Source organism: Pseudomonas sp. PvP025, from assembly GCF_017832155.1.
Taxonomy (GTDB): Bacteria; Pseudomonadota; Gammaproteobacteria; order Pseudomonadales; family Pseudomonadaceae; genus Aquipseudomonas.
The window spans coordinates 4,323,411-4,341,790 of the sequence record NZ_JAFIBJ010000001.1 but is presented as its reverse complement, the minus strand read 5'-3'; the positions used below and the strand labels follow the sequence as shown (position 1 = coordinate 4,341,790).

The following is an 18,380-nucleotide window of genomic DNA, read 5'->3' as shown; positions in this document are numbered from 1 at the left end:
ATGGATGGGTGCCGCCTGGGTGATCAGTCGTGATGCTTGACGGTCAGGTCGCCACCGGCGATCAGGTTATTGATCGCGGCGCTGCCACTGCCCCAACTGGCGCCGTCGACCTTGATCGTGACATCGGCCGTGCCGCCGCCCGAGGCGGTGAACGTGCCCGCGCTGCTGACGCTCAGCGTCGAGGTGCCCGACGCATCGGTGGTCAGCTTCAGGTAGTTGGACAGGTTGTTGTCGTTATTGCCTTGCAGCAAGTCGGACAGGTCCAGCTTGTCGCCTTCGCCGTGCTTGAAGTCGGTGATGCGATCGAAGCCGCCGCTGGTGTTGGTGTCGCCTTTGAGCCACACAAAGGTATCGGCACCCGCACCGCCGCTGAGCACATCATCGCCCTTGCCGCCCACCAGGATGTCGTTGCCGGCGCCGCCGGAGAGGCTGTCGTTGCCGCCCTGGCCGAACAGAATGTCGTTGCCGGCATTGCCGATCAGCGTGTCGTTGCCATCCTTGGTGCCGTAGATGTTCGACGCGTTGGCCAGTGCGCCGATGTCCTGCACGTGCTCGGTGATGTACTGGTGCAAGGTGCGGTCGTCGATGTGGTCGACGGTGGTGGCCAGTTTCTCGGCGGCGAAGGACTTGAGCGCAGCGCTGCCTTCCTGGCCTTTGTAGGTGATCAGGTCGCCGAACAGAATGTCGTTGGCCGAACCGCCGGTGAGGTTGTCGGCGCCCGCATCGGCGGTGTGGCCGGTGATGGCATCGGCCAGCTTCGCCGTGTCGATGGTGGCAACCACCTTGTCGGTGTCGAACTGCTTGAGCACCGTGGTATCGATGCTCGACCCCAGGCCGATGGCCTCGACCGTGACCTTGCTGTCCACCGCGTTGACCAGGTTGGCGTAGGCCGCCTTGGCGCTGGCCAGGGCGGTGTCGGAGTCCTGATAGACCGCCGCCACGTCAAAGCCGCCCTTGGCGTTGGCGACCACGGTGCCTTCATAGATCGCCTGGCCCCAGCCGTTGTAGGAGTACACCTTGCCATCGCCGTCGACAATCATCCGCGACCAGCCGTTGATGGTGGTGTAGACCGCGCTGCCCTGGCCCAACACGTAGTTGGAGCTGTTGACCACGCTGTCGAAGTAAACGTTCGAGCCCCAGAACGTGCTGGTCGTGCCCAGGTAAGGGTTGCCGTGCACCTCGGTAAATACGTTCGGCGAACCGTCGGTAATGAAGTACGTGAGGTTGGTCGCGCCCTTGTTACTGGTGGCGTCGCTGCTCTTGAACCAGTTGGTGGCCGCGTCGAACGCATCCTGATAGTTGGTCATGTCGCTGGAGTTGGAAGTCATCTGGGTCAAGACCGCCTGCAAGGCCGCCTTGGCAGCGTCCTTGTCGGCCAGATTGACCGAGACCTGAGATTCGATACGCGTGTCGAAATCGACCAGCAGCACTTTCACCACGCCCGAGTCTTTATTGCCGGCATTGGCAATCAATGTATTGAACACGCTGTTCAGCTGGCTCTTGATCGAGTCCATCGCACTGGTGCCGATGCTGCCCGAGGTGTCGACCAGGAAGGCAATGTTGTAGTTGCTGCCCTGGGTGACCACGCCGGCCTTGTCGCCGACCACCACGTTGTTGACCGACGAGCTGCTCAAGTTGATGACATCGGCCACGCCAGTGCCTTCAGTCACCAGGTAGGCCTGCGGCGTTACCGTGATGGTGCTGGTGGCGATGCTGGAACTCAGGCTGTTGCCGCCTTCGTTGTCCATCACCGAGACCTCGATGGTGCGGTCGCCGGTAGCCGGGTACTTGCTGGTGCTGGAATATTGGAACGATTCCAGCAGCGCCTTGTAGGTCGCCGCATCCGCCGCACCCGACAGGCTCAGCATGATCTTGCCGCTGACGTCAGTGCCGACGCTGGTCAGGGTAATGCCTTTGTAGGTGCCGCCCACCGTCACCAGGCTGGAGGTCAGTTGATCCCCGGCACTGGCGTTTTTGAGGGTGATGCTCGCGCTCTGCATCTGGCTGCTGTCGACGTCGCCGATGGCCACGCTGCCGGTAATCGCCACGCCGCTGGTGCTGCGTTCGTTGTAGGTGGCGGCGAAGCCGGTGGCGACCGCGCCGTCGGCCGTGCTCAGGTCCAGGGTCGGGGCGTCGTTGACCGCAGTGACCACGATGCTCACTTTGCCGGTGGTGACTTGCGCAACGCCGGTACTCAGTTCGGTGGCCGTGGCTTTCACGGTCAGGTCGAAGCTGGCCGTCGAGTCCTTGAACGGGGTGACCGTCAGGGTTTTCAGGTTCCAAGTGCTCACATCGTAGAACGCGGTAGCGCCAGTCGAGGTGAAGCTGTGACCGCTGGTGCCGTCGGTGATCACGGTGCCGGCCGGCAAGCCGCTGATTTCCACCTTGTGGGATTCCGAGCCGTCGTTGTCGACGAACGTGGTGGTGATCGGCGCGACCTTGATGGTGGTGTCTTCCAGCCCACGGTTGTAGACGTAGCCGGTGTAGTAGCCTTCGCCATTGACCACATGACTGTCGCCCAGCACCGCACCTGCGGCCTTCAAGGCGTCCACGCCGGTGTAGGTCTGCACGCCGCTGTTACCCAGCGACATCGACGGGCCGTTGTTGATCGACACATTGATGTCGTAGTTGCCTGCGGCGGCCTGGTTGTAGTGGTAGATGTCGAGGGTGTAGTAACCCGACTCGGTCGGCGTGTACGCCGTGCCGGTAATCGTGCCGCCCTGTTCACTCCAGGTCTCGCTGGCCACCAGCTTGCCGCCCACGGTGATTGCCAGGCTGTCATCGGCAGTGCCGGTGAAGCTGTAGCTCTTGCCGGCTTCCAGGTAGATCAGGCCGGAGACTTTGGTTGCCGTCCCCTCCGCCACATTACTGTTGCTGACGCTGCTGACCACACCTGTGGAGATCGCGCTGGCAGCGGTCTTGGCGTCGATCACGCGGATCAGGTCGCTGGACAGCGCAACGCCGTTGCCGCTGTTGCCCAGGTCCTTGGCCAGCGTGCCGCCGGTCCAGGTCTGCAGGGTCAAACCGGTTGGCACCGCGCCGTATTGGCTGACACCTACCACCGGCACGTCCGTCACCGGGTGAATATCCACGGTGATGATTTTGGTGTCGCTGTAGGCGCTGCCGTCGTAGGCCTGGAACTTCAGCTGGGTGTAGTCGCTTTGCTTGTTGCCCACACCGGTGCCGCCGAAGCTGTTATCGCCCGACTCGTTGGCCGCCGGGGTGTAGCGCACGTTGTGGCTGTCGAAGTCAGCCTGGCTGAACGCCTTGCCGGCCGAGGTATCGGTTTTCAGGTCAGCGGTGGTCAGTTGCGTCCACACGCCGTTGACTTTGTACTCGATGGCGCCGGCAGGCAGGCTGGTGAACACCACTTTCGGGTTGGCGGAGTCCACATCGTTGACGCCAAAGGTGGCCCAGGTCAGTTCGACCGAGGTGTCTTCGTTGCTGGCGATGTTGCCGTTGGTAGCCGTGGGCGCGTCGTTGACCGGCGTAATGGTGATGGTGCCGTTGACGGCTGGCGAGGTCAGCACGTTACTGCCGTCAGCGTTGCCGCTGTCGGTGGCGGTGTAGGTGAAGTTCACCGTGCCGTTGAAGTCGGTGGCTGGCTTGAAGTAAACAGTCGCCTCGCCATTGCTGGCGGTGATCGGGCCGGTCACCTTGGTGGTCATGGCCGCGTCGGTGTAGAACGTGCCGTTGCTTGGCGTGCCCACGCTAAAGGATTTCACGTTCGCCAGGCCGTCTACGTCGGTAGCACTCAACTTGACGGCGATGCCGCTGGTTGGGTCTTCGGCACCGGTCGCGGTGGTTGCAATGGCGACCGGCGCATCGTTGACCGGAGTCACGGTGATGGTGCCGTTGACGGCTGGCGAGGTCAGCACATTGCTGCCGTCAGCGTTCCCACTGTCGGTCGCGGTGTAGGTGAAGTTCACCGTGCCGTTGAAGTCGGTGGCCGGCTTGAAGTAAACGGTCGCCTCGCCATTGCTGGCGGTGATCGGACCGGTCACTTTGGTGGTCATCGCGGCATCGGTGTAGAAGGTGCCGTTGCTTGGCGTGCCCACGCTAAAGGATTTCACGTTCGCCAGGCCGTCTACGTCGGTAGCACTCAACTTGACGGCGATGCCGCTGGTTGGGTCTTCGGCACCGGTCGCGGTGGTTGCAATGGCAACCGGCGCGTCGTTGACCGGAGTCACGGTGATGGTGCCGTTGACAGCCGGCGAGGTCAGCACATTGCTGCCGTCAGCGTTCCCACTGTCGGTCGCGGTGTAGGTGAAGTTCACCGTGCCGTTGAAGTCGGTAGCCGGCTTGAAGTAGACGGTGGCCTCGCCATTGCTGGCGGTAATCGGGCCGGTCACCTTGGTGGTCATGGCCGCGTCGGTGTAGAACGTGCCGTTGCTTGGCGTGCCCACGCTGAAGGATTTCACGTTCGCCAGGCCGTCTACGTCGGTCGCGCTCAGCTTGACCGCGATGCCGTTGTCTTCGGCACCGGTTGCGGTTGTAGCAATGGCGACCGGCGCATCGTTGACCGGAGTCACGGTGATGGTGCCGTTGACGGCTGGCGAGGTCAGCACGTTGCTGCCGTCAGCGTTGCCGCTGTCGGTCGCGGTATACGTGAAGTTCACCGTGCCGTTGAAGTCGGTGGCCGGCTTGAAGTAGACGGTGGCCTCGCCATTGCTGGCGGTAATCGGGCCGGTCACTTTGGTGGTCATCGCGGCGTCGGTGTAGAAGGTGCCGTTGCTTGGCGTGCCCACGCTGAAGGATTTCACGTTCGCCAGGCCGTCTACGTCGGTCGCGCTCAGCTTGACCGCGATGCCGCTGGTTGGGTCTTCGGCACCGGTTGCGGTTGTAGCAATGGCGACCGGCGCATCGTTGACCGGGGTCACGGTGATGGTGCCGTTGACGGCTGGCGAGGTCAGCACGTTGCTGCCGTCAGCGTTGCCGCTGTCGGTGGCGGTGTAGGTGAAGTTCACCGTGCCGTTGAAGTCGGTAGCCGGCTTGAAGTAGACGGTGGCCTCGCCATTGCTGGCGGTAATCGGGCCGGTCACTTTGGTGGTCATCGCGGCGTCGGTGTAGAAGGTGCCGTTGCTTGGCGTGCCCACGCTGAAGGATTTCACGTTCGCCAGGCCGTCTACGTCGGTAGCGCTCAGCTTGACCGCGATGCCGCTGGTTGGGTCTTCGGCACCGGTCGCGGTGGTTGCAATGGCAACCGGCGCGTCGTTGACCGCAGTGACCACAATGCTCACTTTGCCGGTGGTGACTTCTGCAACGCCTGTACTCAGCTCGGTGGCCGTGGCTTTCACGGTCAGGTCGAAACTGGCCGTCGAGTCCTTGAACGGGGTGACCGTCAGGGTTTTCAGGTTCCAGGTGCTGACGTCGTAAAGCGTGTTCGCGCCGGTCGAGGTGAAACTGTGGCCGTTGGTGCCGTCGGTGATCACGGTGCCTGCCGGCAGGCCGCTGACTTCTACCTTGTGGGATTCCGAGCCATCGTTATCGACAAACGTGGTAGTGATCGGGCTGACCTTGATGCTGCCGTCTTCCAGGCCATGGTTGTAGACATAGCCGGTGTAATAGCCTTCACCATTGACCACATGGCTGTCGCCCAGCACTGCGCCGGAGGCTTTCAAGGCGTCCACGCTGGTGTAGGTCTGCACGCCGCTGCTGCCCAGCGCCATGGACGGGCCGTTGTTGATCGACACATTGATGTCGTAATTGCCCGGGCCGTTCTGGTTGTAGTGATAGACGTCGAGCGTGTAGTAACCCGACTCGGTCGGCGTGAAAGGCGTCGCAGTAATCGCGCTGCCCTTGCTCCAGGTCTCGGTCGACACGACCTGACCGCCCACCGTTACCGCCAGGCTGTCATCGGCAGTGCCGGTGAAGCTGTAGCTCTTGCCGGCTTCCAGGTAAATCAGGCCGGACACTTTGGTCGCCGTGCCATCCACCACGTTAGTGTTGCTGACGTTGCTGACCACACCGGTGAAGGCTGCGCTGTCAGTGGTCTTGGCGTTGATCACCCGGATCAGATCGCTGGACTGCGCAACGCCGTTACCGCTGGTGCCCAGGTCCTTGGCCAGCGTGCCGCCGGTCCAGGTCTGCAGGGTCAAACCGGTCGGCACCGCGCTGTATTGGCCAAGGCTCACAACCGGCACGTCCGTCACCGGGTGAATATCCACGGTGATGGTTTTAGTGTCGCTGTAAGCGCTGCCGTCGGTGGCCTGGAACTTCAGCTCGGTGTAATCGCTTTGCTTGTTGCCCACACCGCTGCCGCCAAAGCTGTTGTCGCCCGACTCGTTGGCCGCCGGGGTATAGCGCACATTGTGGCTGTCGAAGTCGGCCTGGCTGAACGCCTTGCCGGCCGAGGTATCGGTTTTCAGGTCAGCGGTGGTCAGTTGCGTCCACACGCCGTTGACTTTGTACTCGATGGCACCGGCAGGCAGGCTGGTGAACACCACCCCTGGGCTGGCCGAATCCACATCCTTGACGCCGAAGGTCGCCCAGGTCAGTTCGACCGAGGTGTCTTCGTTGCTGGCAATGTTGCCATTGGTGGCAATGGGTGCGTCGTTGACCGCCACGATATTCACGTTCAGCGTGCTGCTGGAGCCGGTGTTGGTGGTGTAGCCGATTTGAGGAACGTCACCGTTGAAGTCTTTGACCGGGGTGAAGGCATAGGCACCGTCGGCACCGATGGTGATTGAGCCAACGCCCGCGATAACAGCGGTCTGGCCGGCGTTGTAACTGGTGCCGTTGACGCTGAAGGTCGCAACGCTCAAGACGTTGTCCACATCGACGTCGTTGCTCAGCACGTTGCCAGTGGCAACGTGATCTTCCAAGGCGCTGCCGGTGTCCGCTTTGAGGACGCTTGCGTCATCAACTGCGTCGATTTTTACGTCCAGCGTGCTGCTGGAGCCGGTGTTGGTGGTGTAACCGATTTGCGGCACGTCGCCGTTGAAGTCTTTGACCGGGGTGAAGGCATAGGCACCGTCGGCGCCGATGGTGATTGAGCCAACACCCGCGATAACAGCGGTCTGGCCGGCGTTGTAACTGGTGCCGTTGACGCTGAAAGTCGCAACGTTCAACACGTTGTCCACATCGACGTCGTTGCTCAGCACGTTGCCAGTGGCAACGTGATCTTCCAAGGCGCTGCCGGTGTCCGCTTTGAGGACGCTCGCGTCATCAACAGCGTCGATCTTCACATCCAGCGTGCTGCTCGAACCGGTGTTGGTGGTGTAGCCGATTTGCGGTACGTCGCCGTTGAAGTCTTTGACGGGGGTGAAGGCATACGCGCCGTCAACACCGATAGTGATGCTACCCACACCTGCGATCACGGCGGTCTGGCCAGCGTTGTAGCTGGTGCCGCTGACGCTGAAAGTCGCGACGTTCAACACGTTGTCCACATCGACGTCGTTGCTCAGCACGTTGCCAGTGGCAACGTGATCTTCCAAGGCGCTGCCGGTGTCAGCCTTGAGGACGCTCGCGTCATCAACTGCGTCGATTTTTACGTCCAGCGTGCTGCTCGAACCGGTGTTGGTCGTGTAGCCAATTTGCGGCACGTCGCCGTTGAAGTCTTTAACGGGGGTAAAGGCGTACGCGCCGTCAGCGCCGATGGTGATGCTGCCCACGCCCGCGATCACGGCCGTCTGGCCGGCGGCGTAACTAGTGCCACCGACGTTGAACGTGGCAACAGTCAGTACGTTGTCGACATCGATGTCATTCGAAAGGACGTTGCCGGTGGCAACGTTGTCTTCCAAGGCGCTGCCGGTGTCGGCTTTGAGGACGCTCGCGTCATCTACAGCGTCGATCTTCACATCAAGCGTGCTGCTGGAACCGGTGTTGGTGGTGTAACCGATTTGCGGCACGTCGCCGTTGAAGTCTTTGACCGGGGTGAAGCTGTACGCGCCGTCAGCACCGATGGTGATAGCGCCCACGCCTGCGATGATTGCGGTCTGGCCGGCGTTGTAGCTGGTGCCGTTGACGCTGAAGGTCGCAACGCTCAACACGTTATCCACATCGACATCGTTGCTCAGCACGTTGCCGGTAGCGACGTTGTCTTCCAGCGCACTGCCGGTATCAGCTTTGAGGACGCTTGCGTCATCAACCGCGTCGATCTTCACATCCAGCGTGCTGCTGGAACCGGTGTTGGTCGTGTAGCCGATTTGCGGCACGTCACCGTTGAAATCTTTGACTGGCGTAAAGGCATAGGCGCCGTCGGCAGCGATAGTAATGCTGCCGACGCCTGCAATCACCGCCGTCTGGCCGGCGGCGTAACTGGTGCCACCTACGTTGAAGGTCGCGACGCTCAACACGTTGTCGACGTCAACGTCGTTGCTCAGCACATTGCCAGTGGCAACGTTGTCTTCAAGCGCGCTGCCGGTGTCGGCTTTCAACACACTCGCATCATCAACAGCGTCGATCTTCACGTCCAGCGTGCTGCTCGAACCGGTGTTGGTTGTGTAGCCAATTTGAGGCACGTCACCGTTGAAGTCTTTGACCGGGGTGAAGCTGTACGCGCCGTCAGCACCGATGGTGATAGCGCCCACGCCTGCGATAGTTGCAGTCTGGCCAGCGTTATAGGTAGTGCCACCCACGCTGAAGGTAGCAACAGTCAGTGTGTTGTCTACGTCGACGTCATTCGAAAGGACGTTGCCGGTGGCAACGTTATCTTCCAGGGCGCTGCCGGTGTCCGCTTTGAGGACGCTCGCGTCATCTACAGCGTCGATCTTCACATCCAGCGTGCTGCTGGAACCGGTGTTGGTGGTGTAACCGATTTGCGGCACGTCGCCGTTGAAGTCTTTAACCGGCGTAAAGGCGTAGGTGCCGTCGGTACCGATGGTGATTGAACCAACGCCCGCGATGGTCGCGGTTTGACCTGCGGTATACGTGGTGCCGCCGACGTTGAAGGTCGCAACGCTCAACACGTTATCCACATCGACATCGTTGCTCAGCACGTTGCCGGTAGCAACGTTGTCTTCGAGGGCGCTGCCGGTATCGGCTTTCAACACGCTCGCGTCATCAACCGCGTCGATCTTCACGTCCAGAGTGCTGCTCGAACCCGTGTTGGTGGTGTAGCCGATTTGCGGCACGTCACCGTTGAAATCTTTGACTGGCGTAAAGGCATAGGCGCCGTCGGCAGCGATAGTAATGCTGCCGACGCCTGCAATCACCGCCGTCTGGCCGGCGGCGTAACTGGTGCCACCTACGTTGAAGGTCGCGACGCTCAACACGTTGTCGACGTCAACGTCGTTGCTCAGCACATTGCCAGTGGCAACGTTGTCTTCAAGCGCGCTGCCGGTGTCGGCTTTCAACACACTCGCATCATCAACAGCGTCGATCTTCACGTCCAGCGTGCTGCTCGAACCGGTGTTGGTTGTGTAGCCGATTTGAGGAACGTCACCGTTGAAGTCTTTGACCGGGGTGAAGCTGTACGCGCCGTCAGCACCGATGGTGATAGCGCCCACGCCTGCGATAGTTGCAGTCTGGCCAGCGTTATAGGTAGTGCCACCCACGCTGAAGGTAGCAACAGTCAGTGTGTTGTCTACGTCGACGTCATTCGAAAGGACGTTGCCGGTGGCAACGTTATCTTCCAGGGCGCTGCCGGTGTCCGCTTTGAGGACGCTCGCGTCATCTACAGCGTCGATCTTCACATCCAGCGTGCTGCTGGAACCGGTGTTGGTGGTGTAACCGATTTGCGGCACGTCGCCGTTGAAGTCTTTAACCGGCGTAAAGGCGTAGGTGCCGTCGGTACCGATGGTGATTGAACCAACGCCCGCGATGGTCGCGGTTTGACCTGCGGTATACGTGGTGCCGCCGACGTTGAAGGTCGCAACGCTCAACACGTTATCCACATCGACATCGTTGCTCAGCACGTTGCCGGTAGCAACGTTGTCTTCGAGGGCGCTGCCGGTATCGGCTTTCAACACGCTCGCGTCATCAACCGCGTCGATCTTCACGTCCAGAGTGCTGCTCGAACCCGTGTTGGTGGTGTAGCCGATTTGCGGCACGTCACCGTTGAAATCTTTGACTGGCGTAAAGGCATAGGCGCCGTCGGCAGCGATAGTAATGCTGCCGACGCCTGCAATCACCGCCGTCTGGCCGGCGGCGTAACTGGTGCCACCTACGTTGAAGGTCGCGACGCTCAACACGTTGTCGACGTCAACGTCGTTGCTCAGCACATTGCCAGTGGCAACGTTGTCTTCAAGCGCGCTGCCGGTGTCGGCTTTCAACACACTCGCATCATCAACAGCGTCGATCTTCACGTCCAGCGTGCTGCTCGAACCGGTGTTGGTTGTGTAGCCAATTTGAGGCACGTCACCGTTGAAGTCTTTGACCGGGGTGAAGCTGTACGCGCCGTCAGCACCGATGGTGATAGCGCCCACGCCTGCGATAGTTGCAGTCTGGCCAGCGTTATAGGTAGTGCCACCCACGCTGAAGGTAGCAACAGTCAGTGTGTTGTCTACGTCGACGTCATTCGAAAGGACGTTGCCGGTGGCAACGTTATCTTCCAAGGCACTGCCGGTATCTGCCTTGAGGACGCTTGCGTCATCAACCGCGTCGATCTTCACGTCCAGCGTGCTGCTGGAGCCGGTGTTGGTGGTGTAGCCGATCTGCGGCACGTCGCCGTTGAAGTCTTTGACCGGGGTGAAGGCATAGGCACCGTCGGCACCGATGGTGATTGAGCCAACGCCCGCGATAACAGCGGTCTGGCCGGCGTTGTAACTGGTGCCGTTGACGCTGAAGGTCGCAACGCTCAAGACGTTGTCCACATCGACGTCGTTGCTCAGCACGTTGCCAGTGGCAACGTGATCTTCCAAGGCGCTGCCGGTGTCCGCTTTGAGGACGCTTGCGTCATCAACTGCGTCGATTTTTACGTCCAGCGTGCTGCTCGAACCGGTGTTGGTGGTGTAGCCGATTTGCGGCACGTCACCGTTGAAGTCTTTGACGGGGGTGAAGGCATACGCGCCGTCAACACCGATAGTGATGCTACCCACACCTGCGATCACGGCGGTCTGGCCAGCGTTGTAGCTGGTGCCGCTGACGCTGAAAGTCGCGACGTTCAACACGTTGTCCACATCGACGTCGTTGCTCAGCACGTTGCCAGTGGCAACGTGATCTTCCAAGGCGCTGCCGGTGTCAGCCTTGAGGACGCTCGCGTCATCAACTGCGTCGATTTTTACGTCCAGCGTGCTGCTCGAACCGGTGTTGGTCGTGTAGCCAATTTGCGGCACGTCGCCGTTGAAGTCTTTAACGGGGGTAAAGGCGTACGCGCCGTCAGCGCCGATGGTGACAGCACCCACGCCTGCAATGGTTGCAGTCTGGCCAGCGTTATAGGTAGTGCCACCCACGCTGAAGGTAGCAACAGTCAGTGTGTTGTCTACGTCGACGTCATTCGAAAGGACGTTGCCGGTGGCAACGTTATCTTCCAGGGCGCTGCCGGTGTCCGCTTTGAGGACGCTCGCGTCATCTACAGCGTCGATCTTCACATCCAGCGTGCTGCTGGAACCGGTGTTGGTGGTGTAACCGATTTGCGGCACGTCGCCGTTGAAGTCTTTGACCGGTGTGAAGGCGTAGGCACCGTCTGCAGCGATGGTGATCGAGCCAACGCCTGCGATGATTGCCGTCTGGCCGGCGGCGTAACTAGTGCCACCGACGTTGAACGTGGCAACAGTCAGTACGTTGTCGACATCGATGTCATTCGAGAGGACGTTACCAGTGGCAACGTTATCTTCCAGAGCGCTGCCGGTGTCCGCTTTGAGGACGCTCGCGTCATCAACCGCGTCGATCTTCACATCCAGCGTGCTGCTCGAACCTGTGTTGGTCGTGTAGCCGATTTGCGGCACGTCGCCGTTGAAGTCTTTAACGGGGGTGAAGGCGTACGCGCCGTCAGCTCCGATGGTGATGCTGCCCACGCCCGCGATCACGGCCGCCTGGCCGGCGGCGTAACCAGTGCCACCGACGTTGAACGTGGCAACAGTCAGTACGTTGTCGACATCGATGTCATTCGAAAGGACGTTGCCGGTGGCAACGTTGTCTTCCAAGGCGCTGCCGGTGTCCGCTTTGAGAACGCTCGCGTCATCAACTGCGTCGATCTTCACATCCAGAGTGCTGCTGGAACCCGTATTGGTGGTGTAGCCGATTTGAGGCACGTCACCGTTGAAGTCTTTGACCGGTGTGAAGGCATAGGCGCCGTCGGCACCGATGGTGATTGAGCCAACACCAGCAATGGTCGCGATCTGGCCTGCGTTGTAAGTGGTGCCATTAACGTTGAAGGTTGCAACGCTCAACACGTTGTCGACATCGACGTCGTTGCTCAACACGTTGCCGGTGGCAACGTTGTCTTCCAAGGCGCTGCCGGTGTCCGCTTTGAGGACGCTCGCGTCATCTACAGCGTCGATCTTCACGTCCAGGGTGCTGCTGGAGCCGGTGTTGGTGGTGTATCCGATTTGCGGTACATCACCGTTGAAGTCTTTGACTGGCGTAAAGGCATAGGCGCCGTCGGCGCCGATGGTAATAGAACCAACGCCCGCGATAATCGCGGTTTGACCTGCGGTATACGTAGTGCCGTCGACGTTGAAGGTCGCAACGCTCAACACGTTATCGACGTCAACGTCGTTGCTAAGCACGTTGCCGGTAGCAACGTTGTCTTCCAGGGCGCTGCCGGTATCGGCCTTCAACACGCTTGCGTCATCGACCGCGTCGATTTTCACGTCCAGCGTACTGCTGGAACCCGTGTTGGTGGTATATCCGATTTGCGGTACATCACCGTTGAAGTCTTTGACTGGCGTAAAGGCATAGGCGCCGTCGGCGCCGATGGTAATAGAACCAACGCCCGCAATCACGGCCGTTTGGCCGGCGTTGTAAGTGGTGCCACCTACGTTGAAAGTCGCAACGCTCAACACGTTGTCCACATCAACGTCGTTGCTCAACACGTTACCAGTGGCGACGTTGTCTTCCAATGCGCTACCGGTGTCCGCTTTGAGGACGCTTGCGTCATCAACCGCGTCGATCTTCACGTCCAGCGTGCTGCTGGAACCTGTGTTGGTGGTGTAGCCAATTTGCGGCACGTCACCGTTGAAATCTTTGACCGGGGTGAAGCTGTACGCGCCGTCAGCACCGATGGTGATAGCTCCAACACCTGCGATGGTTGCGGTCTGGCCGGCGGCGTAACTGGTGCCACCGACGTTGAACGTGGCAACAGTCAGTACGTTGTCGACATCGACGTCGTTGCTCAACACGTTGCCGGTGGCAACGCTGTCTTCCAAGGCGCTGCCGGTGTCCGCTTTGAGGACGCTTGCGTCATCAACCGCGTCGATCTTCACGTCCAGCGTGCTGCTCGAACCTGTGTTGGTCGTGTAGCCGATTTGCGGTACGTCGCCGTTGAAGTCTTTGACGGGGGTGAAGGCGTAGGCGCCGTCAGTACCGATGGTGATTGAGCCGACGCCCGCGATAACAGCGGTTTGACCTGCGGTATATGTAGTACCGCCCACATTGAAGGTGGCGACGGTCAGTGTGTTGTCTACGTCGACATCGTTGCTTAGCACGTTGCCGGTGGCAACGTTGTCTTCCAGCGCACTACCGGTGTCTGCTTTGAGGACGCTCGCGTCATCTACAGCGTCGATCTTCACATCCAGCGTGCTGCTGGAACCGGTGTTGGTGGTGTAACCGATTTGCGGCACGTCACCGTTGAAATCTTTGACCGGCGTAAAGGCGTAGGCACCGTCTGCAGCGATGGTGATAGAGCCAACACCTGCGATAGTCGCGGTCTGGCCTGCGTTGTAAGTGGTGCCATTAACGTTGAAGGTCGCAACGCTCAACACGTTGTCCACATCAACGTCGTTGCTCAACACGTTACCAGTGGCAACGTTGTCCTCCAACGCGCTACCTGCGTCCGCTTTGAGGACGCTTGCGTCATCTAAGGCGTCGATCTTCACGTCCAGCGTACTGCTCGACCCCGTGTTAGTGGTGTAGCCAATTTGCGGCACGTCACCGTTGAAGTCTTTGACCGGCGTGAAGACGTAGGCGCCGTCTGCACCGATGGTGATTGAGCCAACGCCAGCAATGGTCGCGATCTGGCCTGCGTTATAGCTTGTGCCGTTGACGCTGAAGGTCGCAACGCTCAACACGTTGTCGACGTCGACATCGTTGCTCAGCACGTTACCGGTGGCGACGTTGTCTTCCAATGCGCTACCGGTGTCCGCTTTGAGGACGCTTGCGTCATCAACCGCGTCGATCTTCACGTCCAGCGTGCTGCTGGAGCCGGTGTTGGTGGTGTAGCCGATTTGCGGTACGTCGCCGTTGAAGTCTTTGACGGGGGTGAAGGCGTAGGCACCGTCTGCAGCGATGGTGATCGAGCCAACGCCTGCGATGATTGCGGTCTGGCCGGCGGCGTAACTGGTGCCACCGACGTTGAACGTGGCAACAGTCAGTACGTTGTCGACATCGATGTCATTCGAAAGGACGTTGCCGGTGGCAACGTTGTCTTCCAAGGCGCTGCCGGTGTCCGCTTTGAGGACGCTCGCGTCATCAACCGCGTCGATTTTCACGTCCAGCGTGCTGCTCGAACCTGTGTTGGTGGTGTAGCCGATTTGCGGTACGTCGCCGTTGAAGTCTTTGACCGGGGTGAAGGCGTAGGCGCCGTCGGCGCCGATGGTGAGGCTACCCACACCTGCAATCACGGCCGTTTGGCCGGCGTTGTAAGTGGTGCCACCTACGTTGAAGGTGGCAACAGTCAGTGTGTTGTCTACATCGACGTCATTCGAAAGGACGTTGCCGGTGGCAACGTTATCTTCCAGGGCGCTGCCGGTGTCCGCTTTGAGGACGCTCGCGTCATCTACAGCGTCGATCTTCACATCAAGCGTGTTGCTGGAACCCGTGTTAGTGGTGTAACCAATTTGTGGCACGTCGCCGTTGAAGTCTTTAACGGGGGTGAAGGCGTACGCGCCGTCAGCGCCGATGGTGATGCTGCCCACGCCCGCGATCACGGCCGTCTGGCCGGCGGCGTAACTAGTGCCACCGACGTTGAACGTGGCAACAGTCAGTACGTTGTCGACATCGATGTCATTCGAAAGAACGTTGCCGGTGGCAACGTTGTCTTCCAAGGCGCTGCCGGTGTCCGCTTTGAGGACGCTCGCGTCATCTACAGCGTCGATCTTCACATCAAGCGTGCTGCTGGAACCGGTGTTGGTGGTGTAACCGATTTGCGGTACGTCGCCGTTGAAGTCTTTGACCGGGGTGAAGGCGTAGGCGCCGTCGGCGCCGATGGTGAGGCTACCCACACCTGCAATCACGGCCGTTTGGCCGGCGTTGTAAGTGGTGCCACCTACGTTGAAGGTGGCAACAGTCAGTGTGTTGTCTACATCGACGTCATTCGAAAGGACGTTGCCGGTGGCAACGTTATCTTCCAGGGCGCTACCGGTGTCTGCCTTGAGGACGCTCGCGTCATCAACAGCGTCGATTTTTACGTCCAGGGTGCTGCTGGAGCCGGTGTTGGTGGTGTAGCCGATTTGCGGTACGTTGCCGTTGAAGTCTTTGACCGGGGTGAAGGCGTAGGCACCGTCTGCAGCGATGGTGATCGAGCCAACGCCTGCGATGATTGCGGTCTGGCCGGCGGCGTAACTGGTGCCACCGACGTTGAACGTGGCAACAGTCAGTACGTTGTCGACATCGACGTCGTTGCTCAGCACGTTGCCAGTGGCAACGTTATCTTCCAACGCACTACCGATATCAGCTTTGAGGACGCTCGCGTCATCAACCGCGTCGATCTTCACATCCAGCGTGCTGCTGGATCCGGTGTTGGTGGTGTAGCCGATTTGCAGCACATCGCCGTTGAAGTCTTTGACCGGGGTGAAGGCGTACGCACCGTCGGCGCCGATGGTGATTGAACCAACGCCCGCGATGGTCGCGGTTTGACCTGCGGTATATGTGGTGCCGCCGACGTTGAAGGTCGCAACGCTTAAGACGTTATCCACATCGACGTCATTTGAGAGCACGTTGCCGGTGGCAACGTTATCTTCCAGCGCACTACCGGTGTCTGCCTTGAGGACGCTCGCGTCATCTACAGCGTCGATTTTCACATCAAGCGTGCTGCTCGAACCGGTGTTGGTGGTGTAGCCGATCTGCGGCACGTCACCGTTGAAGTCTTTGACCGGCGTGAAGGCATAGGCACCGTCGGCACCGATGGTGATTGAGCCAACACCAGCAATGGTCGCGATCTGGCCTGCGTTGTAAGTGGTTCCACCGACATTGAACGTAGCAACAGTCAGTGTGTTGTCCACATCGACGTCGTTGCTCAGTACATTGCCGGTGGCAACGTTGTCTTCCAGGGCGCTGCCGGTGTCTGCCTTGAGGACGCTCGCGTCATCAACAGCATCGATCTTCACGTCCAGCGTGCTGCTCGAACCCGTGTTGGTGGTGTAACCGATTTGCGGCACATCACCGTTGAAGTCTTTGACTGGCGTGAAGGCGTACGCGCCGTCAGCGCCGATAGTAATCGAGCCGACGCCAACAATAGTCGCGGTCTGGCCGGCGTTGTAAGTGGTGCCGTTGACGCTGAAAGTCGCGACGCTCAATACGTTGTCGACGTCGACATCATTCGAAAGCACATTGCCAGTGGCAACGTTATCTTCCTGCACCGTGCTAGTGTCCGCTTTCAACACGCTCGCGTCGTCGACCGCCACCACGTTCACATTCAGCGTGCTGGTCGAACCGGTGTTGGTGGTGTAGCCGATCTGCGGCACATCACCGTTGAAGTCCTTGACCGGGGTGAAGGTGTACGCGCCATCGGCGCCGATGGTGATGCTGCCCACGCCGGCAATGGTCGCGGTCTGGCCGGCATTGAAGGTGGTGCCGCCGACGTTGAAGGTGGCAACCGACAGCACATTGTCGATATCGCTGTCGTTGCTCAGCACATTACCGGTCGCAACGCCGTCTTCGGCGAGGGTGGCGGTGTCGGCCACCAGCACGCTCGGGTTATCCACAGCGATCACTGTGGTGGTCGCCGCTTGCGGGTTGATCGCGAGGTTCTCGTAGTTGCCACCGCTGGCGGCCGTGATGCTCGCGCTGACGGTCAGGTCCTTGCCATCGGCCAGGTTCGCCGGGGTGTCGACGCTGACGGTGCCGGTGGTTTTGCCGGCTTCAATGGTGATGGTGGTGTTGTTGGACAGGGTGACGGTGACGTCGGTCTGCGCGGCGTTGGTCACCGTGGCGGTGTAGACGATCTTGCCGCCCTCATCCACCGAGGCGGCGGAGGTGAGTGTCACGGTGGTGGTGTCGATGGTGTCGTTGACTTGCGTCACCGCAGGCGTCGGATCCGTGGTGACGACCACGTTGCCGCCGCCGGAAGTGCCGGCGATGGTGGCGGAGATCGACGAGGCATCCAGGTACGGCGTGTCTTTGCCGGCGAAGGTGACGTTCAGCGCGCCGGAGGTCTGGCCGGCCGCGATCACTACGGCCAAGCCGTTGGACAAGGTAACGGTGAGGTCGCTGGTCGGCGCCTGGGTGGCGAATGCGGTGTAAACCACCACGCCGCCGGCTTCGGTGATAGTTGGCGTGGCGGTCAGGGTGACGGTGACGTTTTGCGCAGTGGCGCCGTTGTTAGTGTTGCCGGCGGTAAGCGGCGCAGCGCCGGCATCCGCAGCGTTCAGGCCGTTGGTCGGATAGCCGATGGTAGGGTCGACCACGCCTGCGGTCGCGTCCAGCACCACGAAGCTGTGCCCGCCCCCGACAGCGCCGTCTGCACCGGCCGCGCTCGGGCCGGCGGCGGTGGCTTCGAGGTCCTGGGTCGGGTCGGCGCCGGCGGCGATGGCTTGCTGCAGCTCGGCAACGGACGGTGCGGCCTGGGCAGTGGCGGCGCTCAGGTCAGTGGACGAGTCAGGCGCGTCGGCGCTCCACTGGCTGTCGCGGCCCAGGTCGATCACGCGGCCATCGGTAAGCTCCAGCGACACGGCGCCAGCGGGGCCGGTATCGACCTGCTCCCCGGCGAACAGGCGATCACCTTCTACAAGCAGGCGACGAATCCCTTCCGGGGATACCGCAAACACTTGACCGACAATGCTTTTGACGACCGCAACGCTGCTCATAAAAAATCTCCGAAATACCGTTCAGGGGGCATCCATCAAGGAGACCGGCCCTACCGCTGGTGCCGATTCAATAGCTGGAGTACTTGAATTTCTGCGTAAAAATTTTGGCGTCAATATTTTGATGTTTTTCCGGAAAAATTACTTTTCCGTCAAGGTATTGACCTATTGGGCGCCATCCTAAACAATCCGCCCCGTAATGTCACATTGATATTTAAGCGGCCTCGCGACTTTCTGTTTGCGCCCTCCGGCGCCCAATAAAAACGGGCATTTCGAGTTGCCACTCCCATGCAATATTCCAATTTTGTTGCAGCTTTG

The 18,380-nt window shown here is 60.3% G+C and carries 1 protein-coding gene; it reads right to left on the bottom strand.

The annotated features are described in order from the left end of the window. Positions 1-23: 23 nt before the first annotated feature. Positions 24-18,065, bottom strand: a complete 18,042-nt coding sequence (locus JOE32_RS18845; RefSeq protein WP_209987396.1) for an Ig-like domain-containing protein — start codon at positions 18,063-18,065, stop codon at positions 24-26. Between the last annotated feature and the right edge of the window lie 315 nt (positions 18,066-18,380).

Excerpts from the sequence above, each read along its gene's own strand:
- JOE32_RS18845 (WP_209987396.1), bottom strand. The coding sequence starts at position 18,065 with ATGAGCAGCGTTGCGGTCGTCAAAAGCATTGTCGGTCAAGTGTTTGCG.